Here is a 25,144-nt window from a genome sequence, read left to right as displayed (position 1 = left end):
CCATCCATGGCTCCGCAGGGTTTTGGAAAGCTCAACCCCACAGTGCGCTGCCATTCAGGGTGCCTGCACGCTAAGCGACTGTTCCCGTGAACTTGTTGTCTTGAGCACCAAGCGTCACTTTGGTGACTGGCTCACGAGCAGCCAGTTTCTCCAGCAACGCCAGCGATACCGGCGGCAATAGTTCACCTTCAATAATCGACTCCAGCATTCGCGCGCCGTTTTCACTGCGTGTGGCGCGGCTGCGGATGGCTTCCACCAGGCCGTCTTCCAGTTCCACGTCGGTGTGGTACCGGTCGCCGATCTGGGTGGCCAGGCGGTCGAGTTTGTCGCCAACGATGCGGTTGAGGGTTTCCTCGCCCAGCGGCAGGTAGGGCACGACTTCCATACGTGCCAGCAGTGCCGGTTTGAAGAAGTCCGCCAACTCCGGGTACAGCGCTTCTTCGATTTTTTCGGGCTCGCCCGCGTGTTTGACGATGGTCTGGTAGCCCAGGTTTGAGGTGAGGAAGAACACTACGTTCTTGCAGTCGATCAGGCGGCCTTCGCCGTCGGCGAGTTCGCCTTTGTCGAAGGCCTGGTAGAACAGGTTAAGGACTTCCGGGTGGGCTTTTTCGACTTCGTCGAGCAGCACGACCGAATAGGGTTTCTGGCGGATGGCTTCGGTGAGGATGCCGCCTTCGCCAAAGCCCACGTAGCCAGGGGGTGAACCGATCAGGCGGGAGACGGTGTGTTTCTCCTGGTATTCGGACATGTTGATGGTGGTGAGGAACTGGCGGCCGCCGTAGAGCAGTTCGGCCAGTTGCACCACGGTTTCGGTTTTACCCACACCACTGGGGCCGGCCAGCAGGAAGGCGCCCATTGGGCGACCCGGGCGACGCAGGTCGGCGCGGGCGGTGAGCAGGTGCTGGTGCAGTGCACCAATGGCGGTGTCCTGGCCTTTGATATGCGATTGCAGATACTCCGGCAGGCGGGTGATCTTTTCCAGTTCGTCGGCGGTCATGCGGTTGACCGGAATACCGGTCCAGTCGGCGATGACTTCAGCCACCTGGCGGGCATCGACACGGGCGTGTACCAGTGGCTCGTCGGCCTGCAGCTCTTCCAGTTCCTGTTCGATGGCGGCGGCTTCGCTTTTCAGGTCAGGGCGCTCTTCGCTGGTTTCCGGCGTGGCGTCTTCCGCTGATACATCCGCGTCAGTCTCGGCAGTGTCCTCGCTCAGCAGTTGCTCGCGAATGTCGACGAGACGCGCCACCAGTTCCCGCTGGTCGTTCCAGCGCTGTTCCAGTTCTTCCGCTTCCTCACGCAGGGTTTCCAGGCGCTCCACCAGTTCGTTTTCACGCTGTTGGTCGATGGCCTGCCCGAGTGTCTGTTCGCGGGTCATCAATTCCTGTTCCATGCCCAACTGGTGCAGTTCACTTCGCACGTGGCTGAGGCGGCGCGGAGGCGTGCTGAGGTTGAGGCTGACCCGGGCGCAGGCGGTGTCGAGCACGTCGATGGCCTTATCCGGCAGCTGACGGCCAGCCAGGTAGCGGGCCGACATGTCGGCTGCTGCTTTCAGGGCGCTTTCGGCGATCAGGACCTGATGGGCCTTTTCATAGAACGGTGCGCAAGCCACGGAGGATATGAACCGCTTGAGCCGGGGTAGGCTCGTCCAGCGCGACGGGCTGGAAGCGACGGCTCAGGGCCGGGTCTTTCTCGAAGTACTTCTTGTACTCGCGCCAGGTGGTGGCGGCGATGGTCCGCAGCTCGCCACGGGCCAGGGCCGGCTTGAGCAGGTTGGCGGCGTCGGAGCCGCCTTCACTGTTGCCAGCGCCGATCAGGGTATGGGCTTCGTCGATAAACAGGATGATGGGCGTCGCGGAGCTTTTCACCGCTTCAATCACGCCTTTCAGGCGTTTTTCGAACTCGCCTTTCACCGACGCACCGGCCTGCAGTGCCCCCATGTCCAGAGTCCACAGTTCCACGCCCGTCAGGCGTTCCGGCACATCGCCATTGACGATACGCAGGGCCAGGCCTTCAACAACGGCACTTTTGCCCACGCCGGCATCGCCGACAACAATGGGGTTGTTCTTGCGACGACGGCAGAGGATGTCGATCATCTGATCGATTTCGGTGTCGCGGCACACCACTGGGTCCAGTTTCTTGTCCCGGGCCAGTTTGGTGAAGTCGGTGGCGTAGCGCTTGAGCGGGTCCATGTCCACCTGCGCCTGATTGGCGGCACTGGGGCCATCCTCAGCGCGAGGCTGTTCGACCGAGCCGCGGGTCATGGAATCGAACTGGCGGCGCAGTTGTTCGCGGTTGATGTCTTTCAGGCGCTGACTGACCTGGGGCATCAGGTAGCGGTCTGCGTTCATCAGCAGTGCCAGCATGATGGCACCGGAGCGCAGGTCGGTGTGGCCCAGTTCAGTGGAGGCAATCAGCCAGGCGTCCTGCAGCAGCTCGATCAGCAGCGGCGAAAACGACGGGTACGGCTCGGCGGACTGAGGCTCGCCGTTCAGGCTGTCCCCCACCACCGGCTGTAGGGTGTGGTGGTCAATACCGGTGCTTTCCAAAATCTGGCGCACGTCCGTAAACGGTGTTTCCAGGAGCTTGAACAGCAGGTGGGCCGGAGTGATTTCCGCACCCTGGCGGCTGATGCACAGGGCCGCCGAGCTTTCCATTCCCTGGCGACAAATCTCGTTGAGGCGCCCAATCAGCGCCGGCAGTTCTACCCGAATCACAGTGATCTCCTTATTTCGGGAGTTGTTCCAGTACGCTGAGCACATCCCTGATGCGTTCGTTCAGCGCTATGTTGTAAAGCGTGTATACCCCGGCCATGGCCGCCACAAACAGTCCGCCAATGCCCCAGAGGGGCAGGCCTGTCCGTAGCCGGTTGCGAGCCGGTGTTACGTTGTCCAGTGCGCGGGTCAGCGGCTGCGGGTCCTCGTCGCGACGCAACCCGCGAATCTGTTCATACAGCCCACGAATAATCTGTTCGTACTCGTCCCGGCCGTTCGTCATTACCTTGTAGCGGCCTTCGAAACCCAGGCACAGGCACAGGTAAATGAACTCCAGCATGTCGCGGTAACGTTCCGGTTCCTGCTCCATGCGGGCGGTGATGGCGAACACCTTTTCGCCACCCCAGGTTTCGTTGTGGAAACGGGACAGCAGCGAATGCTGGGACCACACGCTGTGGGCACCCCAGTCGGTACCCAACACGGCTTCGTCAATAAAGGCGCAGAGTACGTAGCGATAGGCCACCACCGTCGGCCGCTCGTAGCCCTGCTCCACCAGTTCCCGGTCAATGGCGGCCACTTCGTCGACCACCTGTTGGTACAAGTTTTCCACACCGTGGAACTCCGCCAGCCGGCGCACCCGGATTACCAGCCCCAGCAGGGGCGTCGCGGCATCAATCAGCCGGTTATCCTCCAGGCCCCGCAGCTGGAACTGGTCATTACCGAAGCCCTGATCGCCCACGCGACCATCGCGGTTACTGTCCGCGAACATCAGGTCATCAAACGCACTGCCACCTGCTTCCGTGTTGCCATTGGGTGAATCCATCACCGGTGCATCTGCCATGATTTAGCTCCTGATTGCCCAGAACTGCATTTCCATTCCCGGGAAACTGCCGGCCACGTGGAACGCAAAGCCGCTGGCGTTGTCGAGCATCTGCCAGGCCTGGCTCTGGTCGTCCAACCGGAAGTACACGAACCCGGCGTGATACGGCAACTGACGGGGCGCCACCGGCAGGGCCGACAGCGGAATCCCCGGCAATTGCAGGCTGATGAGATCGCGGATTTTCTCCACCGACGCCACCTTGCACTGCTGGGTGAACTGCTTGCGCAGATCGTCCAGCGGCATGTCCGCCTTCACTGCCAGGATGAACTCGGCCTGGCCGATCAACTGTGCATCCTGGACCGGCGCCACCGTGAGGCCGTACTGGCGTTGCTGCAGCTGGATAGCCAGCGCGCGCGGCTCCAGCACCGTGCTCAGTGATTGCCTCAGTACCTGCATCAGCGGGGTGAAGGAATCCTCCGGCAGGTCGTGATCGTACGCGGTGTATTCCTGGGGCAGGCGGTTTTCATCGGTAAAGGTCACCAGTTCGCCGCACAGCTCCAGCAAAGCCTCGTAGAGCCGCTCCGGATGCAACTGACGCAAACGCGCCAGATGCAGGAAACGGGGATGAGCGCGATTAAGCATCTGCAACAGCATGAAATCCGCCACATCCGCGACACCGCCCTGCCCCGGGGCGCCCACGCGCTCGGCAATGTTCTTGGCCCGCTCGCGCATCAGCCCAGCCATTTCCCCGACGAAACGCTGAAGCCGGGGAGCCGCCCGCACGCTGAGCATGGTGGGGATGAAGTTCGGGTCCATCACCAGGCTGCCGTCCGGGCGCTTTTCCAGGATCCGGCCAATGGCCAGGGCCGCGTAGGCACTGCGATCATCCCGTTCCAGCATCAGCTTCGGGGCCACTCGGGCGACGTCGATGGTGTGGGAGTCTCCGTCAATGGAATGCAGGTCCCGGACTTCCTCGCTCTGGGCCCGGAAACGGCCGGCGATGGCGGCTTCCGGCCATTCCACTTCCGCCAGGCTCTCGCTGCCCAGCGGCAGGGCCAGATACACCACCTGGTTGGCCACGGAGGCATCGGTGATCTCCAGGGGTTCCGGCATCACGTCGTCCTGGGGCAGGCAGAAACGGGTGCCGTCCGGAAACAGGCCGCTGGCCCGTACCAGGCCTACCCGGCCAAAGCTCAGGTATTCGGCGTTCAGCTCCAGATCGCTGAAACCGTACAGGTAATCAGAAATCGCCAGGGCTCGTTCGTTGATCTGGTGTTCCAGGTAACGTTGTTGCTGCTGGAAGTGCTGGGGCTTGATGAACAGCCCATCACTCCAGACGACTCGATTCGTTGCAGACATCAGGACTCATCCGACCTTCTGAGTTTGACTTCACGCTCGCGCAGATTGACCAGCAGGTGGTAACGACCACCGATGGGATCCACCTTCACCACCTTCTTCCACTGAGACAGGTTGGGATAAGCGTAGAAAGCGATCACACCGATAAAGCGCGTATCCTCGGCGATTTCGAACGGCTCAATGAACTTGAACTGCCCCGGCACCAGGGTGTAATCGCTGTGGTCGACGTAGTTGCGACCCAGGGACGGCTCCAGTTCGCCCAGCAACTGGTCGAAATCCGCCGCCATCAGGCGCGAGCTGTCCCGCATCTGGATGATCTGGAAGGCGATGGGTGTCGGCGCCAGGGATTCGTTGGGGTTCACGTCCGGCTCCGCCAACATGGTCAGGTCCACGCGGCTTGGCAGCTCATCCGGGTAACCCACAGGAATGTCCGGATCCCACATCACCTTGGCGGTCTTGGTAACAGCGTTGTAGGGGGTGCTACACCCCACCAAAACGAGAATGGCGACCAGCAAACTCCATTTGCAGTACTTCACGACAGGTTCTCCCTCTGTAATTGACGCAGTTGTTGATCGTAAGCCTGTTCAAACACCTCCTGAAAAAGGCGTTCAAATCCCTGCTGACGACTGGAACTCAGTTCCCGGTAATAGTGTTGGTACATCTCCCATGCCCAGTTGCTCTCGTCTTCGTCGGTTTTCAGCCCGCGGCGATAACCATGGAACCGGCGCAGCAACGCCTCCGGTGAGAAGGCGTGAAGAATGGCATCCAGCCCCTCGCGAATGGCGGTCTGGGTAGCGAGCTGATGATGGTGAAGGCTTTGCAGGCTCTCACTGACCGCTGCCGGTGCGGACAGATGAACCGGGCTGCGCTGGCTGGCGAACAGGGTCTGCACGGTCTCGTTGTAGTCTTCGCCCAGGCGTAGCGGATTGTCCTCAATGGGCTGCAAGCGGGTGCGCAGAGCCTGATGGCGGCTGTCCTCACCCTGATGCAGGGCCAGCAGGCCTTCCACGGTGGCTTTCAGGGTCTGCCCGGCCTCTTCCAGGAACAGGCGCATTTCGTCGCTGTCGGCGAAGCCCAGGTCGGTGTCCATGCCGCGCAACAGCGGCGCACCGCTGATGTGTTGGCGGCTCTGATCACTGGTCTCCCGGCGGCGGGCCGGCTTGGTGGTCTCTGACATCCTGTCACCCTCTCCTTTTCGCATGGGCAAGCCCATGGCTACGTCACGGTTCTCGCGATACTCGTCGGTTACAGCGCCCTCGCTGGCGTACCACTCTGACTTGTCCGCCAGCAGGGACTCCCGGTCACGGCTTTCAGCCACATCAGCGTGCTGGCTTTCGCCACGGGGGTCTGACCAGGCCTGCAGGGGATCGTCGCTGAAGGTTTCACCCGGCGCCGGCTGCAAACCGTGCAGCGGTTCATCGCCAACGGTTTCCAGTTCGCGCTCCTCGGCGCGCATCAGCTCGCCCTCATCGACATTGACCAGAGTGGCGTCCTCAACCTCTTCCGGCAGGGTACCGTCCTGGCGCTGACCACTAAGCACCTCTGCCTTGAGCTGATAGCGACCAATGGTGATAGTGTCACCACTCTTCAGGCGTGCCCGGCGGCCCCGGCCGACTGGCTGAGTGCCGCTGTTGATATAGGTGCGGCCGCTGCGGTCAATGAGGCAGAACACGCCGTCCATAAACCGAACTTCTGCATGGCCGCCAACAGCACCGGTGCGGTGTGAAGACAGCTGCCAGGTATCACTGCCGGCACTGCCGATTGAGCCGCCGCTGATCCCGAACACGTGTTCCCGGGCCAGGCCGCTGGCAACCTGGGTGGGGTTACTGACCACCAGTTTCAGGTTATGGGTTGGTTGATGTTCCATATCCGGTTTCCTTTATTAACCTGCTAAGCAATCCATAGAATTCAGCGGCGAATCTGCAACCGCACCGCTGGCAGCTTCCGGGCTTTTTCCGGGGTGACAAACGAGTTCCAGCCCAGCCGCACATCCGCGCCCAACTGCATTGGCTTTACATCCCTCGGGCGCATCTGCAGTTCCAGGTCGTAAGCCAGCTGTTCCCGGGTGACAAACTCCACCAGCTTCACCAGCCGGTCGTGGTCGTCGCCGTTGGGCAGAAAATCCGCAAATCGCTGTCGGTCGAGGTTGCGGATGCGCAGGATGAATTTGCCGCTGCGATCGCGAATGCCCGATCCTACCAGCGTGTCCTCACCGAGGGCGGCGTTGGCCTGCCCCAGCCGAGTTTGCTGATCCTTCGGGATCTCCACCCGACGCAATACCCACTGCTCAATGCCGACATCGTCCAGATCAAAGCAATGACCAATGATGCCGCTGACCACTTCCGGAGAACGGCTACGGCCCGCCATCATCCCGGCATAGGCCAGCATCTTCGACCAGTTAACCGGTGTTGCCGCCCTGACCTGCGGGTCACCGAGACCTACCAGGGAGAAAATATGCTCGGAGAAGCCGTCAGAGGCCTCCGGCTGAAACCGCACGTAATAGCGATACTTGCGCCACGCCCGATGAAACAGCGTCACCAGCCGGTGATTGAAGAAATCCAGGAAGTGGCGACGAATGCCCAGGTTCTGCCCCGCTTCCCAGGCCAGATCCTCCAGGTAATAGCCTGGCAGGGGCGACTGGGACCCGTGCAAGCCCAGGAAACTGACTTCCAGTTGATAGGGCGCGTGCTCGTGCTCCGGCGACGCCGCCGATACCACATCACTGCCGGGAAAACCCAGCCCGGCCGAGGCGGAGAAGCGGATGCGCTCCCGCTGTGGCTGCTCGTCCTGGGATCGTTCCAGATCATCACCGTGGTGGCGATGGATCAGATCCACCAGTTGGAAAAAGCTGTAGCGCCGTGCATTGCCCAGAACGGGTTGCAACTCGGCTACATCAGAGGCTGCTGCCCTTGTTGTAACGTCCATGTGTACCGTTCCTGATTGTCTGCATTCACCACTTCCAATTGGTGAAAGGCGTTAATACTGGCGTAAAGCGCGAAAAACTGGCTGAGTACCGTACCAAACAGGTACAAATCGCCTTCCGAGGCGAACGACTGCTGATCCAGCCGCATCACCGAGCGGATACCCCGCACCGGCAAGCCCCGCACCATCCGGTCCACCGGCGTGGTTTCGATGTCCAGAATGCCGGCCAAGCGCTTCTGGGATACCCGCTCCGCCTGGCGATCCACCAGGGCGCGAAAATCATAAACCCGCAGTACTGTGCGCAAGGCGTCCACATCCAGCAGCGACAGGTAGTTCAGCGACAGGTTGGAGATCAGTGTCCACAACAGGCTGCCATCCAGTGTCGGCCGCAGGGTGTGCGTGGGCCGGGTAATATTGCTGAACGAGGCGAACGCCGGCGTGGTTTCTGTCGCCATGCAGATCTCCCCCACCGCCAGCTGATGCGGTAACTGACGGTTGGTGCAGGTCAGAGTCAGCGATACCGCTTCCTGCCGGTTCAGGCACTCGGACTCGTCACCGCGCACGAAGGATATGTAGTGGTCAAAGCCATCCCCACGAACGCTCTCCCGGGCCTTAACCCGGTAGTACAGGGCGGTACGACCACGATCCCGCTCCACCTCATGCTGAAAACTCTCAAACGCGGTGTACAACCGCGGCTCCCCACGCCCGGACCGGCCTTCCAGCCAGCCCTCCACCTGCTCAATGCTGAATACTTCGTAGTGCTCCGGCGACCGGCTGGACGGCGCAATCCGGTACTCCGTCTGGCGGCCATTCAGGTCCACCGGGTCGGCTTCGTGGGTGAACAGATTGATGGCCGGCGTGCAGTAAAGCTGGAAATTCTCCGCACGAATCTTGGCATCCGGCGGCAGGATACGGCTGAAATGGAACCGCAGGCTGATCTCATCCGCCTGCACCGCTGGCAGCCGTGCTTTCAGGCCCTGTATATCCACAAACCGGAAAGCTTCCGGAAAGCTCAGGAACTCCTGCAGAATCCGATAGCCCGGATAGGCGTTCTTCGGATACGGCAACAGCGCCTCGTCGTTAGCGAACCCAACGGGCTTCAATTGGCTGGCCGGAATGGAAAACACCGAATCGCCCACCACCAGTTCCATACGTTGCAGGTAATGGTTCAGCCACAGGTACAGCGTCTCGGAAATATGGCTCTCGCCACCCAGGTAAAAACGCAAATTCTCCAACCCCAGGGAGGACAACGGCTGATCGGTGTGCAACGCCAGGTCGACGGTGACAGAAGACACTTCCCGGGAGTGCTCTGCGTGAGCATCCGCCACGCTGACTGGAAACACGTCCACCGCCCGACAGGTACGGAACCGGCACTGGGTCTGACGCGTGGCGTCGCCCAGCGGGCGGCTCTTGATCTCGGTATGCCGATCCACCCGTTGGCGTTCACTGATGGCATGCAACTGCGGATCAAACCGCATGATGGTGCAGCTGGGCACCGGCCGCAGATAGTTCGGCCACAGCATGTTCAGCAGCGAATGGGTCAGCTCGGGAAACTCGTCCTCGACCTTCTCTCGAAGCTTCCCCGTCAGAAACGCAAAGCCCTCCAGTAGTCTTTCGACATCTGGATCGGTGCTCTGCTCCGATAAGAAACGAGTCAGTTGCGGATGTGCATCCGCAAATTCCCGCCCCTGCAATCGCAGAAAGCTAAGTTCGTCCCTGTAAAACCGATTCAACTTCATAGAACTACTACACCAAAGTTCGATCGAGGGGGGTGGGGATGCCTTTTCTGCCGGGAAAAAGGTGTCTGAGCGAAGCGAGTTCTTTTTCCCAGAAGAAAAGGTATCGCCGTTCCCCTCTGGCACCGAGCTCAGGTCAGGTGTGGCTCCCAAAAGACGCTCCTTCGGCCCATCCATGGGGCGCTTGGGCTCCGCCATCCTTGGCTCCGCACACTTTTGGGAGCCACACCTGACCTGATCTCTCATCCTTGTCCGATAGCTACTAACAGTGATGTCACATCACCCGGTAGTAGCGCTTGTCATCCAATAACAAATCAATGGTCGTTTTATCGTCTTCCGAACCCACCTTCAGGTAGACCGTCACCTGAAACCGTAACTGCAATGGATCCGGCCCCTGGGGCATTGCCATCACATCCACCCGGCTCACCCTGGGTTCAAACTTCTCAATACACTGCCGTATAGCGCTTCGAATACGAATGCTCAGGTCATGGGTACCGAGCGTGGCGTCGTTGAAATCCACCAACCCCAGATCCGGCACGCTCTCACTGTTGCCCGGATGGGCATTCAGCAGGCGAACCAGGTGGCGTTTTATGGAATCCACCACATGGGTTACTTCCCCCATGCTTTGCCCGGCGGGTTCGGCAGCCTGTTCCAAACGCTCGAACAGGCTGCCGCCCGAAGCCTGAACACCGTCTGCACCGGTGTTCCTGAACACGGATTAGTCCTTGTCCAGTCGGCCGACGAGTGACAGTTCGAAGTTCGCACCCATGTACTTGAAGTGCGGACGAACCGCCAGGGATACCGAGTACCAGCCCGGATCGCCTTCCACATCGGAAACGGTCACCTTGGCGGCACGCAGCGGTCGACGGCTGCGAACATCCGCCGGAGGGTTTTCCTGGTCGGCCACGTACTGGCGAATCCAGGTGTTCAGCTCACGCTCAAGATCCTGACGCTCTTTCCAGGAACCAATCTGCTCACGCTGCAGCACCTTGATGTAGTGCGCCAGGCGGTTCACGATCATCATGTAAGGCAGTTGCGTACCCAGCTTGTAGTTGGTTTCCGCTTCCTTGCCTTCCTTGGTGTTCGGGAACTGCTTCGGTTTCTGCACAGAGTTGGCGGAGAAGAACGCTGCGTTGTCACTGCCCTTACGCATGGTCAGGGCGATGAAACCTTCGTCAGCCATTTCGTATTCGCGACGGTCGGTGATCAACACCTCGGTCGGAATCTTGGCTTCCAGCTGGCCGAAGGATTCGAACGTGTGAACCGGCAGATCTTCCACCGAACCACCGCTTTGCGGGCCGATGATGTTCGGACACCAGCGGTACTTGGCGAAGCTTTCGGTCAGGCGTGTCGCCAGCAGATAGGCGGTATTGCCCCACAGGTAATGCTCGTGGTCGCCGGACACGTCTTCCTTGTAGTTGAAGCTGCGTACCGGGTTTTCCGTGGGATCATAAGGCACACGAAGCAGGAAGCGCGGTGATGTCAGGCCCAGGTAGCGGGCGTCTTCCGACTCACGCAGGGAGCGCCACTTGGCGTATTTCGGGCCTTCGAAGACGGCTTTCAGTTCCTTGATAGCCGGCAGTTCCTGATAACTGTCGACGCCAAAGAACGTTGGCGCAACAGAGGACAGAAACGGCGCGTGGGCCATCGCTCCGACAGAAGACACGTACTGCAGCAGTTTCATGTCTGGCGTGGAGGGTGTGAACGCGTAGTTACCCACCACGGCACCCACAGGCTCACCGCCAAACTGGCCGTATTCCGTGGAGTAGATGTGCTGGTAAAAACCAGTCTGGGTAACGTCCGGTGCGAACTCGAAGTCTTCCAGCAGTTCGGTTTTGGTGGCGTGAAGAATGTCCACCTTGATGTTCTCGCGGAAATCCGTGCGATCCACCATCAGCTTCAGACCACGCCAGGAAGACTCCAGCTCCTGCAGCTTGGGCGCGTGCAGGATTTCATCCATCTGGGCACTGATCTTGCGATCGAGCTCGACCACCATCTGGTCGACCAGTGCCTTGTTGACCGGCTGGCCTTTTTCGTCGCTTTTCAGCAAGTTGGAGATAAACGTTGCCACGCCGCGGCGCGCCACATCATATCCTTCATCGGCGGGAGCCATGCGACTGTTGGCCATTACCTGGTCCAGCAGTGAGCCTTCCGCAGCAGCTTCGGAGGCAGCAGATTGCTGCTCAGCAGTATCAGACATACCACATCCCTTCAGTACGTTTTAATAGAAAAGTGAAACCTGCCAGCAATGGCAGAATTCGAATCAAGAGTCCGGATTATTCGCCGCTTTCGTCCGTGGCCAGCTCAAGCTCCTGGAGGAGTTTGTCGCGGGCGTCATCGTTGTCCAGCAGTTCCTGCAGCTTGGATCGGAACGATGGCACGTTACCCAGCGGGCCCTTGAGGGCAACCAGGGCTTCACGAAGCTCAATCAGCTTCTTCAGCTCAGGTACCTGACGGGAAATGCTATCCGGGGAAAAGTCGTCCAGCGTCTGGAATTCGAGGTTAACCGGCAATTCTTCGGCTTCTTCGTCCAGCTTGTTGGTGACCGTGGTGGAGAGGGTGAGACCGGCTTCCGACATCACAGAACGGAAGTTGTTCTTGTCGACGGAAATCGCCTTACGGTCTTCGATCGGAGTTTCTTCGGCTTGCCCCTTGAAGTCACCAACGACAAACATCTTCAGCGGCAGTTCTGTTTCAGCCTGCTGATCACCGGTGGCGGGGACATACTTGATATTGATGCGCTCTTTCGGCGCGACGGAACCGTCTTTTGAAGACATGCGCTTGCTCCCTGTGGTCCATGTGCAAACTCAGTTGCGGTGTTACAGTCCATTGTGCGCACCATCCTGGCACGCTACAGACAGAACTCTACACAGGATAAATCGGGTACTCAAGCAAAAATTGGCCAGCTTCTGGCAATATTTCGACCCCGGGCAAAGAATTGCCAACCATTCGACATCCCGGGGCCTTTCACAACAATGACCTATCGCAACTAGCGACGCTTTGGCGTCCAGGCCCAGATCATTTCAATCTCGATCGGCTGCTGGCCTTCGCTGTCGTGGATGGTCACCGGCACCGAGGTTTCGCCCTTCTCTTCGGTCAGCATACGCTCACGCTGCTCAGCGGTAAGGTACGCCTCCACCTTCATATCACCTTTGGCACGGCGGGTGTATTCGGCATGCGCCGTTTTGATCACGGGCACCTTGTCATCCGGCACGTTCAGACCGAGGAGAAAGCCCGTAGCGGATTCCGCCAATAACAGGGAGGCCACGGCATGTACGCCCTTGATGTGGTTCTGGACCCTGCGTTTGTTCTTCAGGGAGATCACGCAACGTTCCTGATCTAGGGCTTCAATGCGAATGCCGGTGGTACCAGTGAACGGAACCGCCTTGCCGAAAAACAGCGACAAAGCCTTGGGCCGGGCAAATTCCGGCAACTGATTGATCTTGGCAACAATGCTTGCCAGTTTGTTGGCGGCGGCCATGGGGCATCTCCGTTTATCTTAAAAGAAGGATGCGGACAATACCCCATTCGTCGAAGGATTGGAACGATCGGCCAATGACGGTCACACTGTCTCTGGATATACTCTTCCGCATCGTGAATATCGGATTCAACACCAGAAAAGGAACCGCCATATGAGTGACCTGAAAACCCGCTTTGACGAAGCCGTCAACTACATCCAGAACGCCGAGGGCGACTTCAAACCCTCCAACGAACTGAAGCTGGAATTCTATGCCCTCTACAAGCAGGCCACCGAAGGTGATGTCAGTGGCAAACGCCCGGGCATGATAGATTTTGTCGGCCGCGCCAAGTACGACGCCTGGGAGAAGGTCAAGGGCACCTCATCCGAGGAAGCCATGCAGAAGTACATCGATAAGCTGGAATCCCTGAAGTAACCCGTAGTCCAGCTTGATCGGGAGCAGCCGACGCACCGACGGTTCTGCTCCCGCTCAACTTCCCTCGCAAAAGTTTTGCGGCGGTCAAACGATTGTCATAAGATGCGCGCATCATAAGAACAACAATTCACACGGAAGACGCATCATGGATATCACCGAGGCGCTGGAACAGTCTCAGCCCGGCCTTGTCAGTCGAGTGACTGGCGCCATCCGCAAACATCAGCTTAACCAACGCGCCGAGCAAACCTATCTCCACTGGATTTCCCGGTTCGTGCTTTTCCACGACCTGAAGAATCCGGAAACGCTGCAGCCTGGCGATCGGCAATTGTTCCTGGCCTATCTGAGCGAACGCCTGGAAGTGTCGCGGGCACGCCTCAATCAGGCCAAGCAGGCGCTGACGTTCTTTTACGAAGATGTGTTGGGCAGGACAGATCCCGAAGGCTTCGTCGCCGCCTGAACCAGCGCGGCAGGCGAACTATCGTTCCGTCGTTGTGGTATTGAACGCGCCGTAGTTCCGATTGGTCGGCGGGCGGATGATGTAATTATCGCCGTGGGTCTGCCCGGGAATGGACTTGGGGTTGCTGAAGCGAAATTCGACCGGAATTTCACTGCGTCCGAGATCGGTACGTGGATCACGAGGCTGAAGGGCGAGCGGGTCCAGGTAGAAATCCTCGTCCGTTCGCGGTTGCACGGGCACACCGGCAGCCGGTGCTTCCAGCCCACCTTCGATGACGGTGTTGGCCAGCGACTCCTCTTCCATGGAGTTAAACGGAATGGTTTCCAGCGTGGAGCGCTCCTCGTAGTTGAACGCACCACCCTCCACGGATTCTTCGACGGTTTGAGCCAATACCAGAGGTGACAGCGCCACCACCAGCATGATCGTGCCGACCATAGTCCTTTTTGTATCGAATCCGCCCATAACGACTGCCTTTTGCGTCATGCCGAGCCTGAACATTATTTGAACAAACACACCTCAGACTGACAATTTTTGATCAGTCTATCGCCAAAAACGACAAAAAACCCGGCCAGTCGCCAGTTTTGTGACACTCCTCACTTGTCGGGTGTTAGCGGCTCATAATGAATATGGGTGATCACAACGTGATTCCAGCCATCCGGCGTGCGTACGCTAACCTCGTCGTCGATGCGTTTGCCCAGAAGGGCACGAGCCATGGGAGAGTCGATGCTCAGGTAGCCGCGGGGCAGATCGAATTCGTCCGGACCAACCAGCCGGTAGGTGCTTTCGTCGCCTTCTTCGCTTTCGATAGTTACCCAGGCGCCGAAGAAGACCTTTCCCCGGTCGTCAGGAAGGCGATCCACGACCGCCAGTTCGTCTAGCCGTTTGGTCAGGAAACGCACGCGGCGGTCAATTTCTCGCAACTGCTTCTTGCCATAAATGTACTCGGCGTTCTCTGAGCGGTCGCCCTGAGCGGCTGCCTCCCGCACCGCCTGCGTCACTTCCGGACGCTTCTCCTTCCAGAGAAAACGCAATTCCTCACGAAGAGCCTGCTCGCCCTCCGCGGTTATGTAGCGGGTTCTGGCCATAGAAAAACCACCGTGTAGACATAAAAAAACCCCGTAAAAACGGGGTAAGGCTAGCGCTGTGCTGGAGGGAGAAGCAAGCGAAGTTTCCGCCGGCTTCCTTAGCTACAGTTACTATTATCCACAGAACAGGTTACACAGTGGTGGCGGCCGAATTACGTTTTGGTCAGAGCCGGATTAGGTTGCGCACTCTAGACGCAGGCGTTAGCGTTCAATTAACTGAATTTCCGATTTAACGTCCAAGCACGGGATACCAGAATGAACACCAAAAAGCTTCTCAACACGGCCCTCAATGGTCTCGACAGTATCGGTTATCGGCTTGACCAATACGGCATCACCGGCAAGCTGAACCGTCATAACCTGGCGGCGTTTATCATGCTGGAACAGAAACACCTGGAAGGTGAGTGGGACAGCATCCAGGCCAAATTCGATCGTCGCCGCTCACAGGTAGACACGCTGCTGAAGCCAGTGATCAGCCGCGTGAATCAGTTCCGCGGCGTATCCAACAACTGATCAAACACCCCTGAGTTCGCCCGGGGAGCTCTGCTCTCCGGCTTCCGCAGCGGGCATGGCCTGAGTGTCTTTCAGACGTTTCCGGTTCGGCGAGTAAGCGGGCAACCGAATGGTGACCATCAGCCCCGGATAGTCTTCCCCGGGGTGATGATCACTCAGTGCGATAACGCCCTGGTGGATCTCCGCCACCGCGCTGACAAGGCTGAGCCCCAGGCCGTTGCCGGGCAATGACCGGCTCTTGCCAACCCGGTAGAAGCGCTGGAACACCTGGTCTTTCTCGTCATCGGGAATACCGATGCCGCTGTCCCCTACCTCGAAAATCGCGTCGTTGCCGTCCTTGCGTACGTTTACCCGGATCTCGCCTTGTTCCGGGGTGTACTTGATAGCGTTATCAATCAGGTTACTGACCATCTGGAACAGCAGGTCCCGATCGCCCTCGATCACCACATGATCTTCCAGGGACTGCTCGAACTGCTGCTCTTTGTCTTCCGCCAACGCTTCATACAGCTCACACGCATCGCTAACCAGCTCTCCCAGGGGTACCTGCTGCATGTCCGCTGTATTGCCACGGGTTTCCAAACGCGCGATCCGAAGCAGGGCATTGAAGGTGGCCAACAACTGGTCCGCCTCTGCCACGGCCTTGCCGGCCTGCTCCCGGGCCTCGTCGTTGTCTACCGACATAAGGGTGTTTTCAAGCTGATTGCGCAGCCGGGTCAGCGGGGTTCTTAGATCGTGGGCGATGCTGTCGGACACATGCCGGATACCTTCCATCAGGTACACAATCCGGTCCAGCATCTGGTTCAGGTTTTCTGCCAACTGGTCGAAGTCGTCGTCGGTTCCTCGAGTTGGTATGCGTAGTGACAGATGGCCGTTCATGATGCGCCGGGAAGTGTTATTGATAACTTCAATGCGGCGGGTGGTACTTCGACTCATCAGAAAGCCGCCCAGCAGCGCCAGTGCCAGGGTAATGCCCATCCCCCAGTTAATGGCGGTTTCGATCACCCGCTTCAGGTTGGTGAGCTCGTCCACGTCGCGGCCCACCAAAAGGCGCAGACCGCCCTGCACTTCAAAAATGCGCGCCCGTGCGAGGCGCTCCGGGCCAGTCCAGCCCACTGACGGATTCAGGGTGAAATTGATCCAGCCGCTGTCGGAGCGAGAGCCCTTGGGCCAGTTTTCAACGTTACCGGCAAGCTTGACGAAGTCATCTGTCGTCAACAGATAGATGGACTTGGCATTGGGGTCGCGGGCAACACGCTCGCGTATGATGGAAATAAGGCCATTGATACCGCTGCCACGGTATTGCTCAGCGAGGCCGGCAATTTCAGCCTCGATGGTCTCATCGGTCTGCGCAGTCATAAACCCTGCTGTGCGCCAGTAGATAAACGCAAGCAACAGGAAAACCGAGGTGGCGAACACCACCATGTACAACAGGGCTAACTGGAACGATGAAGTTCTGAGCTGGCTAAGCAGTTTCACGCAACATGTACCCTGCACCCCGAATGGTCTGCAGTAAAGGGGTCTCGAACTCCTTGTCGATCTTCGCTCTCAGACGGCTGATATGCACGTCAATCACGTTGGTCTGGGGGTCGAAATGATAGTCCCATACTTTTTCGAGCAACATGGTGCGAGTAACCACCTGCCCGGCATTGCGCATGAGATATTCCAGCAGACGGAACTCCCGGGGCTGTACGTCGATATTATGCCCGGCCCGCTTGACGGTTCTGGCGAGCAGATCCATTTCCAGATCCGCCACCCTCAACACCGTCTCGGTTTCTGCAGACTGACGGTTGCGGCGAGCCAGAGATTCTATGCGGGCCAACAGTTCGGTGAAAGAAAAGGGTTTGGTCAGGTAGTCGTCTCCCCCGCCTCGAAGGCCTTCCACACGGTCGTCGACATCACCCAGGGCACTGAGAATCAACACAGGTACCTGATTACCCGTGGCACGTACCGTTTTGATGATTGACAGACCGTCCATGCCGGGCAGCATGCGATCCACAATCATAATGTCGTAGTCTTCGCTGGCGGCCATCATCATGCCTTCCTTGCCATCCGCCGCGTGATCCACGACAAAATCAGACTCTCTCAGCCCTTTAACAAGGTAGTTTGCCACGTCCTGATCGTCTTCAATTACCAGTGCTTTCACCGGTTATCCTCCCGATAGCGGATTACATTAACAGCTAGGGTACGAAGAACATCGGTTGCCGGCCAGTTACGATCTTGTAAGAGGGTGTCGCCAATGGCGACGGTCACGGCATTCCCCGGAACCAGCCTAGTCTCAACATCGTATCGCCCGCAAGGCGACATTCCATGCTCACCCAACCACCATAGCCCAGACGGTCAATCACTGCGAAAACATTCCGAAAGTTAATCTCGCCCACGCCCTGCTCATGCATTCCACCTCGGTAATACAGCATGCAGGGGTTCGCTGCGAGTCTACCTTTTGCGTTTGATGGCCGACGAAGAGCCTAGCAATGCCCCATTGAGATGCTCCAATTCCAGCAGCAAACCACTGTGATCCACATCGCTGTGCCCGTTGGCGATCAGGCTCTGATACTCATTATGCACCTGCTGCGACAGCGGCAGAGTCAGCCCCTCGGAACGGGCCTCATCCAGAATCATCCGCAGGTCCTTTAACTGAATCCGCGCCGGTGCACCGGGTGAAAAGTCTCGGTCAATCATCCGCTGCCCGTGCAACTCCAGAATCCGACTCCCCGCAAAACCGCCCATCAGCGCCTCCCGAACAGCGGCAGGATCAGCCCCACCCTTCGCCGCCAGCAACAACGCCTCAGACACCGCACCAATGGTAATCCCCACAATCGCCTGATTGGCTAGCTTCGCCAGTTGCCCCGCCCCTACCGGACCAATGGGCGTACATTTCCCCAGAGCCTCAAAAACCGGCCGCACCCGCTCAACGTCCGCGTCGGCGCCACCTGCCATAATACTCAGCGTTGCCTGCTCAGCGCCGACAGTACCGCCGGACACAGGTGCATCCACATACCCGACCCCCTGCTCCTGCGCCAAGGCCGCATGGCGTCGCGCCAGCGACGGCTGAACCGAACTCATATCAATATAGACCGCCCCGGCCTTGAGCGCCGCGATACCCCCTTGCGCCACCATCACGTCTTCCACTACATCGCCGTTCTCCAGCATGGTGATGACGATGTCGGCATCTCGAACCGCGTCTTCCGGTGTACCGGCAATGATAGCTTCATCGGCAAAAGGCTCGCACTTACTCCCCGTCCGATTCCACAACGTCATTGGATAACCCGCACCCAACAAATTCCGAACCATGGGCGCACCCATGAGGCCAACACCAAGGAAGGCTATATGAAACCGATTTTCAGTCATTTGTTCTTATCCTTACTCCGAAGCTGGAGAAGCGAGTGGGCAGGCTCTTCCAAAACCGTGCGGAGCCATGGATGGCGGAGCCGAGCGTACACGGACGTATTCACAGCGTGTTTTGGAAGAGCCTGCCCACTCGCGACCACCCCAAGGTTTGTGTTTGTTTTAAGGATTATACAAACAAAAACGCCACCAACCCCGCAAAGGGTGGTGGCGTTCTGACAAACCCCGGATTAACCAGGAGTTAAGCAGCCTCTTCTTCCGTCGTCATATGCAGACGGATCTTCTTCATGGCGTTCTTCTCCAACTGACGAATACGCTCAGCGGAAACGCCGTATCGGTCAGCCAGCTCATGCAGCGTCGACTTGCTATCTGACAACCAGCGCTCACGAAGGATATCCTGGCTACGCTCATCCAACTGCCCCAGCGCCGCCATCAGACGACCATTGGAATCGTCTGTCCAGTCTGATTGCTCCAGCTGCGTAGCCGGATTGCTGCGTTTGTCCTCCAGATAATACGCCGGCGCCTGATAGGCATTGTCGTCGTCATCGTCCTGGGGGCCGTCGAACGCCGTATCATGGGAAGCCAAGCGACCTTCCATCTCCCGCACAACCTTGGGCTCAACCCCAAGGTCACTGGCCACGGCATTAACCTCATCATGACTCAACCACGCCAGACGCTTCTTCTGGCTGCGCAGGTTAAAGAACAACTTACGCTGCGCCTTGGTGGTCGCCACTTTCACGATGCGCCAGTTGCGCAGGATAAACTCGTGAATCTCGGCCTTGATCCAGTGAACTGCGAAGGATACCAGACGCACACCATATTCCGGATTGAAACGCTTGACCGCCTTCATCAGGCCTACGTTGCCTTCCTGGATCAAATCCGACTGGGACAGCCCATAACCCGCGTAGCTGCGGGCAATGTGGATCACGAAGCGCAGATGCGAAAGAACCAACTCACGCGCAGCTTCCACATCACCATCGTAATGCAGCCGCTCGGCGAGCTTGCGCTCTTCCTCGACAGATAACACCGGAATGCGGCTAGCCGCCTGGATATAGGACTCAAGGTTGGCACCCGGAACCAGTCTGTCGATGATCTGTAAACTCGTACCCATGTCTTATCCTCCGAACATGACGACCGATAAATATAGCAACTCTAATTCAGCCCGCCAAGCACTCTGCAAATAACCCAAATTTCCATCTAAATCGTTTCAAATCAACAAACTGGAAATCTGGCTGCCTTCGAATTCTATCTTCAAGCTACGCCGAAACCTGCATTGGCTTCAATACGGTATTTCCGAGATCGGAGATCATCCGCCGGCAATTTCCCCCGGCTCAATGTCATCCAGATGGCGCTTGACGGCAACCCAGGCGCCTAACCAGCCTAACAGCATGGCTGCAATTATCAACGCCAGCGCGCCATCGACGCTCAGCCCGCTCAGGGAAAACTCACTGCGGTACAACCCGGCTAGGCGCTCCACTGGGCCACTGAGCCACCAGAGCGACACCTGGAGCAGGATAAAAGCCACAATGCCACCGCCCAGGCCAAACCAGGCCCCGGTATAGAGGAACGGCCGGCGCACGAAAGCGTCGGTGCCACCCACCAACTTTGCCACCAGAATTTCGTCGCGGCGATTTTCAATCGCAAGGCGAACGGTATTGCCAATCACCAGCACCACGGCGGCCGCCAACAACAGCGCCAGCGCCCAGACGGCACGGCCCAACAGGTCGGTCATGGCGTTCAGACGCTGCAACCAGCCGAGATCCACCTGTACCCGGTCAACACCGTCCAGCCCTTCAATAACCTTCAGCAGCATTTCCACGCCGTCGGCGGTGCGGGAACCTTCACTGGGTGTGACCAGCAGAGTATGGGGAAGCGGGTTTCCGTCCAGGTAATCGAGGGCGTCTTCAAGGCCGGAAGAAGCGCGGAACTCTTCCAGCGCAGTCTCACGGTCGATCAGCTCGACTTCCGCCACCCGGCTGTCATCAGCCACCTCGGCTTTCAATGACCGGGCATCTTCAATAGAAACGGTGTCACTCAGATAGGCCGTCACCCTCGCCGAGCTTTCCCAGCCGGCACTGACGCCTTCCAGACTGGCCAGCAACAGCATGAGCGCCACTGGCAGCGCCAGCGCCACGCCCATCACCGTCCAGGTCATCATGCTCGCCACTGGTGAGTGCCAAAGACGCTGCGCGCTGTCCCGGGCCACCTTACGATGATGATTCAGGTAACTTTCGGCCTGCTGGCGCCAGGGTGAACGGGCACTTTTGGCGCCTCGGGCAGGCTGCCGTCGGGGGTCGTTAGCCATGAAGCCCCCCCTTGACGCCAACACCTGTCACCAGCCGACCATGATCGAGAGTCAACGTACGGCGACCGAGATCGTTGATCAGTGCAATGTCGTGGCTAGCAATCAGCACCGTGACCCCGACCTGACTGAATTCCGCGAACAGCCGCATGATATCGGCCGACAATTCCGGGTCCAGGTTACCGGTGGGCTCATCCGCCAGCAGCACCGGGGGTTTGTTCACCACCGCTCGGGCAATGCCCACCCGCTGCTGCTCACCCCCCGACAGCTGCATCGGGTTCATCTTTTCCTTGCTCAACAGCCCCACCTTGTCCAGAGCGGCCCGTACGCGGCGACCGATATCCCGGGCCGGGGTGCCCATCACCTCCAAAGGCATGGCGACGTTGTCGAACACAGTGCGATCAAACAATAACTGGTGATTCTGGAACACCACACCTATGTGCCGGCGAATGTAAGGCACCTGACGGCGCGGCAGGGTATTGAGCACCTGCCCGCCCACAATCACCTCGCCGGCGCTGGGGCGCTCCATCACCATAATCAGCTTTAGCAGCGTACTTTTGCCAGCACCGGAATGCCCCGTAAGAAACGCCAACTCACCACGCTCCAGGCCGAAATTGACCTGACGCAACGCGGTATGGTCGCTGTCATAACGTTTGGTGACCTGGCGGAACTCGATCATTGAAGGTTACTTATCCGAGCTTTCATCAAACAGCGCATCCACAAAGGTGCGGGCATCGAAGCTGCGCAGATCATCCACCTGCTCCCCCACACCAATGTAACGGATGGGTAGCTGCAACTGCCGGGCGATGGCGAACACAATACCACCCTTGGCCGTGCCGTCCAGCTTGGTCAGGGTAATGCCGCTGACCCCCACTGCCTGCTGGAACACCTGGGCCTGACTCAAAGCATTCTGGCCAGTGCCGGCGTCCAGAACCAGCATGACTTCGTGGGGCGCGGACTCATCCAGTTTCTTCATGACCCGCACAACCTTCTCCAGCTCGCTCATCAGGTTGTCCTTGTTCTGAAGGCGGCCGGCGGTGTCCGCAATCACCACGTCCACGCCACGGGATTGTGCGGACTGAACAGCATCAAAGATGACGGATGCGCTGTCGGCGCCGGTATGCTGGGCCACGACGGGAACGTTGTTACGCTCGCCCCACACCTGCAACTGCTCAACCGCCGCGGCACGGAAAGTATCCCCCGCCGCCAGCATCACCGACTTGCCGTCCCGCTGAAACAGCTTGGTGAGCTTGCCGATCGTGGTGGTTTTACCAACACCGTTCACACCTACCATCAGGATGACGTAGGGCTTCTTGCCCGCATCGATTTCCAGGGGCTTTGTCACATCCGCCAGCAGGCCATGGAGCTCATCCCTCAAAGCCTTGCGCAGAGCTTCGCCGTCTTTGAGCTGGTTGCGCTCCAGTTTTTCGGTCAGCGACTCAATGATTTCCGACGTGGCGGTCACACCCACATCCGCCATCAGCAGCGTGGTCTCGATTTCCTCGAGCAGGTCCTCGTCCACTTTCTTGCCGACCGAAAACAGGTCTGCAAAACCACCGGTCAGATTGGCACGGGTTTTACCCAACCCCTTGCGGATACGCTCGAAAACACTGACCTGAGGCGCTTCCGGCTCTGGTTCAGGCTCCGGCTCCGGCGTTGTCGGGGTTTCAGCGGGCGCTTCCTCAACAACTGGCTTTTCAGGTGCTTCCGCAACCAGCGCGCTATCGGGCTGGGGCTTGGGCTCCGCCTTCTCCTCCGGCCCGGATTTCGGGGTAGCACCTTCCGGAGCCTCCGGCTTCTTCTGGGGCACCGGCTTTGGCCGGGGTACACGCTGACGGTTTGCCGCCACATCCAGAACAAACACAAGGACAAGAAGGGCCAGAAGGCCGATAGCAATCCACTCTGCCGTCATAGTCATACCATTGATCATCGATTCGCGGGATACAAGAAAGGCGGTATTCTAGCAGACTGACCGGCCTAAGTGATGGCCGTAGGTGACTCGCCCCATAAACCTTCGTAACATGGCGCAACCTGCACCGGCAGGCGTACCAAACCATGCTCGAGAGGCCTCATCCCCATGGCGCGCACCCAGAAACCCAGGCCAGCCAGCAACGGCGGCGAACTCCGCATCATCGGCGGCGACTGGCGCAGCCGCAAACTGCGCTTCCCCGAAGCCGGCGGCGTACGCCCCACACCGGCACGCACCCGCGAAACCCTGTTCAACTGGCTGACGCACCACCTGCCCGGTAGCCGCTGCCTCGACCTCTTCGCCGGCTCCGGCGCCCTGGGCCTGGAAGCCCTCTCCCGAGGCGCTGGCCCAACCACCTTCGTCGATCACACGCCCGCACTCGCCCAGGCCCTGAGAAGCAACCTGCGCCTATTGAAATCGGAAAACGGAGAAGTGGCCTGCCAGACCGTCGACACCTACCTGGCCCAGCCACCGGCCAAACCCGTCGACATCCTGTTCATGGACCCACCCTTCAGACAGGGCTGGCTGGAAAAACTGTTCCCGATGATCGCGGACAATGGTTGGGTGAAACCCGGCGGCTGGATCTACGCAGAACACGAAAGCGACATGCCAACGCCTACGGCGCCAGCCAACTGGACCCTGCACAGACAAAAAACAGCAGGCCAGGTGACCTACTGTTTATTCAGAGTGGATACGTCAAAAGCAACCAATTGAGGAGACCAACCCGCCAGAAAAATCAGGCTACTAGGGAGAAGGCCGAAGAGAATAAGCCCGCAAATGCGCCGCAAAGTCCTCAAGGTAGCGAATACCGCTGGCCTCCGCCTCCCGGCACCACTCCATCAGCGCATGCAACTTCTCCTGCGGCTTCAAACCACGGCGACGCCACAACTCCTGCAACTCATTACTCTTCTCATAAATCTGCCGCAGCACCGCATTGCTCTCCAGAGCAATTTCCAGGTGCTCCTTCTCCTTCGGCTTGATCAACGTCACCTCACGGGACAGCAACCGCTTCAGACTGCGATAACGCGGACGAATCTCCTCATCCATCACCGCCTTCTGCTGACGCAACACCGGCTCCATCACCCGCTTGCGATACTGACGCATAATATCGAACCGGCTGTTGGTAATGGCCTGAACCGTCTCCACATCCACTTCCTTCTTGCCGGGCACATAATGCGCAATCGGCTTGAAGCCCTTGGGTTTCGCCAGCCGGAAGAACTGGAACAGACGGATGTAACCCCAACCAATATCCACTTCATACCAGCGGCGAGACAGCTTGGAGGAGTTGGGATAGGTGTGGTGATTATTGTGCAGCTCTTCGCCACCAATCAGGATGCCCCAGGGCGAGATATTGCGGGCATTATCACTGCACTCGAAATTGCGATACCCCATAAAGTGCCCGATGCCATTGACCACGCCGGCCGCCCAGACCGGAATCCACATCATCTGCACCGCCCAGATCCAGATACCGTGCACACCGAACAGCAGCAGATCAATCACCGCCATCAGTTGAATGCCCAGCAGTTTATAGCGGCTATAGACGTTGTTCTCGACCCAGTCTTCCGGAGTGCGCTGGCCGTAACGCTCCAGGGTTTCTGGTGTACCGGCTTCGTCGTACAGCTCTGCACCTTCAAACAGCACCTTGCGAACACCCAGGATCACCGGGCTGTGAGGGTCTTCCTCGGTTTCGCACTTGGCGTGATGTTTACGGTGGATCGCCGTCCACTGCTTGGTATTCTGCGCCGTGGTCAGCCATAGCCAGAAGCGGAAAAAATGCGCCAGCACCGGATGTAGATCCAGCGAGTTGTGAGCAGAATGACGATGCAGGTAAAGGGTAACGCTGATAATTGTGATGTGTGTAAGTCCCAGCGCAACCAGAATCAGCTGCATCACCGAAAGGTCCAGAAGACCGTTGTACCACATAGAGTTTTCCTCGTTCGAAATCAGGATCCGGCACTGCCCGACAACCGTATTGAGCCACTTTAGCGTACAGTTGTTAGCCCGAACAACCGCATTTGGATGCGAATTTGTTACCGAT

At 58.6% G+C, this 25,144-nt stretch carries 24 protein-coding genes and 1 pseudogene; 4 read left to right on the top strand and 21 right to left on the bottom strand.

What is annotated here, in order from left to right; translation table 11 throughout:
• Nucleotides 1-70: 70 nt before the first annotated feature.
• From tssH to R1T46_RS05235, 11 genes and pseudogenes are all read right to left on the bottom strand, one after another.
• Nucleotides 71-2,759, bottom strand: a pseudogene (gene tssH / locus R1T46_RS05285) (type VI secretion system ATPase TssH).
• Nucleotides 2,725-3,552 (bottom strand): type IVB secretion system protein IcmH/DotU, encoded by an 828-nt coding sequence (gene icmH / locus R1T46_RS05280; RefSeq protein ID WP_317307579.1) that lies wholly within the window; start codon nt 3,550-3,552, stop codon nt 2,725-2,727. Before icmH ends, tssH begins: the two are co-directional and overlap by 35 nt.
• A 3-nt stretch (nt 3,553-3,555) precedes the next feature.
• Nucleotides 3,556-4,890, bottom strand: a complete 1,335-nt coding sequence (gene tssK / locus R1T46_RS05275) for a type VI secretion system baseplate subunit TssK (protein ID WP_075195790.1) — start codon at nt 4,888-4,890, stop codon at nt 3,556-3,558.
• Nucleotides 4,890-5,423 carry a type VI secretion system lipoprotein TssJ gene (gene tssJ / locus R1T46_RS05270; RefSeq protein ID WP_036211239.1) on the bottom strand — a complete coding sequence of 178 codons (534 nt, stop codon included), beginning with the start codon at nt 5,421-5,423 and terminating at the stop codon, nt 4,890-4,892. The genes tssK and tssJ overlap by 1 nt, the downstream gene beginning before the upstream one ends.
• Entirely contained in the window at nt 5,420-6,754 is a 1,335-nt protein-coding gene (tagH, locus tag R1T46_RS05265; RefSeq protein WP_317307578.1) for a type VI secretion system-associated FHA domain protein TagH, read from the bottom strand. Before tagH ends, tssJ begins: the two co-directional genes overlap by 4 nt.
• A 41-nt stretch (nt 6,755-6,795) precedes the next feature.
• The gene (tssG, locus tag R1T46_RS05260; protein ID WP_036211243.1) at nt 6,796-7,812 is read right to left on the bottom strand and encodes a type VI secretion system baseplate subunit TssG; all 1,017 of its coding nucleotides are present in this window, start codon (nt 7,810-7,812) and stop codon (nt 6,796-6,798) included.
• On the bottom strand, nt 7,776-9,548 hold the full coding sequence (gene tssF, locus R1T46_RS05255; RefSeq protein WP_085678559.1) for a type VI secretion system baseplate subunit TssF: 1,773 nt from the start codon (nt 9,546-9,548) through the stop codon (nt 7,776-7,778). Before tssF ends, tssG begins: the two co-directional genes overlap by 37 nt.
• Nucleotides 9,549-9,819: 271 nt before the next feature.
• Nucleotides 9,820-10,260 (bottom strand): type VI secretion system baseplate subunit TssE, encoded by a 441-nt coding sequence (tssE, locus tag R1T46_RS05250; RefSeq protein ID WP_305936441.1) that lies wholly within the window; start codon nt 10,258-10,260, stop codon nt 9,820-9,822.
• A 3-nt stretch (nt 10,261-10,263) separates the two neighbouring features.
• Complete coding sequence (gene tssC / locus R1T46_RS05245; protein WP_317307576.1) at nt 10,264-11,745, bottom strand: type VI secretion system contractile sheath large subunit; 1,482 nt, start codon at nt 11,743-11,745, stop codon at nt 10,264-10,266.
• 76 nt (nt 11,746-11,821) lie between these two features.
• Nucleotides 11,822-12,322 carry a type VI secretion system contractile sheath small subunit gene (gene tssB / locus R1T46_RS05240; RefSeq protein ID WP_036211254.1) on the bottom strand — a complete coding sequence of 167 codons (501 nt, stop codon included), beginning with the start codon at nt 12,320-12,322 and terminating at the stop codon, nt 11,822-11,824.
• A 212-nt stretch (nt 12,323-12,534) separates the two neighbouring features.
• On the bottom strand, nt 12,535-13,026 hold the full coding sequence (locus R1T46_RS05235) for a DUF4442 domain-containing protein (protein ID WP_317307575.1): 492 nt from the start codon (nt 13,024-13,026) through the stop codon (nt 12,535-12,537).
• 151 nt (nt 13,027-13,177) lie between these two features.
• Here R1T46_RS05235 and R1T46_RS05230 point away from each other — a divergent pair, with 151 nt between their 5' ends.
• Both R1T46_RS05230 and R1T46_RS05225 read left to right on the top strand, forming a co-directional pair.
• Nucleotides 13,178-13,438: an acyl-CoA-binding protein gene (locus R1T46_RS05230; protein ID WP_317307574.1), complete on the top strand. Its 261-nt coding sequence runs from the start codon at nt 13,178-13,180 to the stop codon at nt 13,436-13,438.
• Nucleotides 13,439-13,583: 145 nt separating this feature from the next.
• Complete coding sequence (locus tag R1T46_RS05225) at nt 13,584-13,895, top strand: site-specific integrase (protein ID WP_317307573.1); 312 nt, start codon at nt 13,584-13,586, stop codon at nt 13,893-13,895.
• 18 nt (nt 13,896-13,913) lie between these two features.
• Here the strand turns inward: R1T46_RS05225 and R1T46_RS05220 are convergent, their stop codons facing one another.
• Both R1T46_RS05220 and greB read right to left on the bottom strand, forming a co-directional pair.
• Nucleotides 13,914-14,330: a hypothetical protein gene (locus R1T46_RS05220; protein ID WP_317307572.1), complete on the bottom strand. Its 417-nt coding sequence runs from the start codon at nt 14,328-14,330 to the stop codon at nt 13,914-13,916.
• A 158-nt stretch (nt 14,331-14,488) separates the two neighbouring features.
• Nucleotides 14,489-14,980 (bottom strand): transcription elongation factor GreB, encoded by a 492-nt coding sequence (greB, locus tag R1T46_RS05215; protein WP_317307571.1) that lies wholly within the window; start codon nt 14,978-14,980, stop codon nt 14,489-14,491.
• A 255-nt stretch (nt 14,981-15,235) separates the two neighbouring features.
• Between greB and R1T46_RS05210 the strand changes: the two genes are divergently transcribed.
• Nucleotides 15,236-15,490 carry a hypothetical protein gene (locus R1T46_RS05210; protein ID WP_317307570.1) on the top strand — a complete coding sequence of 85 codons (255 nt, stop codon included), beginning with the start codon at nt 15,236-15,238 and terminating at the stop codon, nt 15,488-15,490.
• Here R1T46_RS05210 and R1T46_RS05205 read toward each other — a convergent pair whose 3' ends face one another.
• From R1T46_RS05205 to ftsY, 7 genes are all read right to left on the bottom strand, one after another.
• Nucleotides 15,491-16,966 carry a HAMP domain-containing sensor histidine kinase gene (locus R1T46_RS05205; RefSeq protein WP_317307569.1) on the bottom strand — a complete coding sequence of 492 codons (1,476 nt, stop codon included), beginning with the start codon at nt 16,964-16,966 and terminating at the stop codon, nt 15,491-15,493. It abuts the gene before it with no gap.
• Nucleotides 16,953-17,633 carry a response regulator transcription factor gene (locus R1T46_RS05200; RefSeq protein ID WP_292049979.1) on the bottom strand — a complete coding sequence of 227 codons (681 nt, stop codon included), beginning with the start codon at nt 17,631-17,633 and terminating at the stop codon, nt 16,953-16,955. Before R1T46_RS05200 ends, R1T46_RS05205 begins: the two co-directional genes overlap by 14 nt.
• A gap of 290 nt (nt 17,634-17,923) precedes the next feature.
• Nucleotides 17,924-18,838 carry an NAD(P)-dependent oxidoreductase gene (locus R1T46_RS05195; protein ID WP_317307568.1) on the bottom strand — a complete coding sequence of 305 codons (915 nt, stop codon included), beginning with the start codon at nt 18,836-18,838 and terminating at the stop codon, nt 17,924-17,926.
• A 238-nt stretch (nt 18,839-19,076) separates the two neighbouring features.
• Nucleotides 19,077-19,946 carry an RNA polymerase sigma factor RpoH gene (gene rpoH, locus R1T46_RS05190; protein WP_317307567.1) on the bottom strand — a complete coding sequence of 290 codons (870 nt, stop codon included), beginning with the start codon at nt 19,944-19,946 and terminating at the stop codon, nt 19,077-19,079.
• A 195-nt stretch (nt 19,947-20,141) separates the two neighbouring features.
• Nucleotides 20,142-21,140, bottom strand: a complete 999-nt coding sequence (ftsX, locus tag R1T46_RS05185) for a permease-like cell division protein FtsX (RefSeq protein ID WP_273622635.1) — start codon at nt 21,138-21,140, stop codon at nt 20,142-20,144.
• Entirely contained in the window at nt 21,133-21,816 is a 684-nt protein-coding gene (ftsE, locus tag R1T46_RS05180; protein ID WP_286749442.1) for a cell division ATP-binding protein FtsE, read from the bottom strand. Before ftsE ends, ftsX begins: the two co-directional genes overlap by 8 nt.
• 6 nt (nt 21,817-21,822) lie before the next feature.
• Complete coding sequence (ftsY, locus tag R1T46_RS05175; RefSeq protein WP_317308262.1) at nt 21,823-23,049, bottom strand: signal recognition particle-docking protein FtsY; 1,227 nt, start codon at nt 23,047-23,049, stop codon at nt 21,823-21,825.
• 165 nt (nt 23,050-23,214) lie between these two features.
• On the opposite strand from ftsY, the gene rsmD reads away from it, so the two are divergent.
• Complete coding sequence (gene rsmD / locus R1T46_RS05170; RefSeq protein ID WP_317307566.1) at nt 23,215-23,820, top strand: 16S rRNA (guanine(966)-N(2))-methyltransferase RsmD; 606 nt, start codon at nt 23,215-23,217, stop codon at nt 23,818-23,820.
• A gap of 30 nt (nt 23,821-23,850) precedes the next feature.
• Here rsmD and R1T46_RS05165 read toward each other — a convergent pair whose 3' ends face one another.
• Nucleotides 23,851-25,029: a fatty acid desaturase gene (locus R1T46_RS05165; RefSeq protein WP_317307565.1), complete on the bottom strand. Its 1,179-nt coding sequence runs from the start codon at nt 25,027-25,029 to the stop codon at nt 23,851-23,853.
• Between the last annotated feature and the right edge of the window lie 115 nt (nt 25,030-25,144).

Origin of the sequence: Marinobacter salarius, from assembly GCF_032922745.1 — a bacterium.
GTDB lineage: Bacteria > Pseudomonadota > Gammaproteobacteria > Pseudomonadales > Oleiphilaceae > Marinobacter.
Note: the sequence above shows the minus strand (reverse complement) of the source record. Positions and strands in the feature narration are given on the sequence as shown.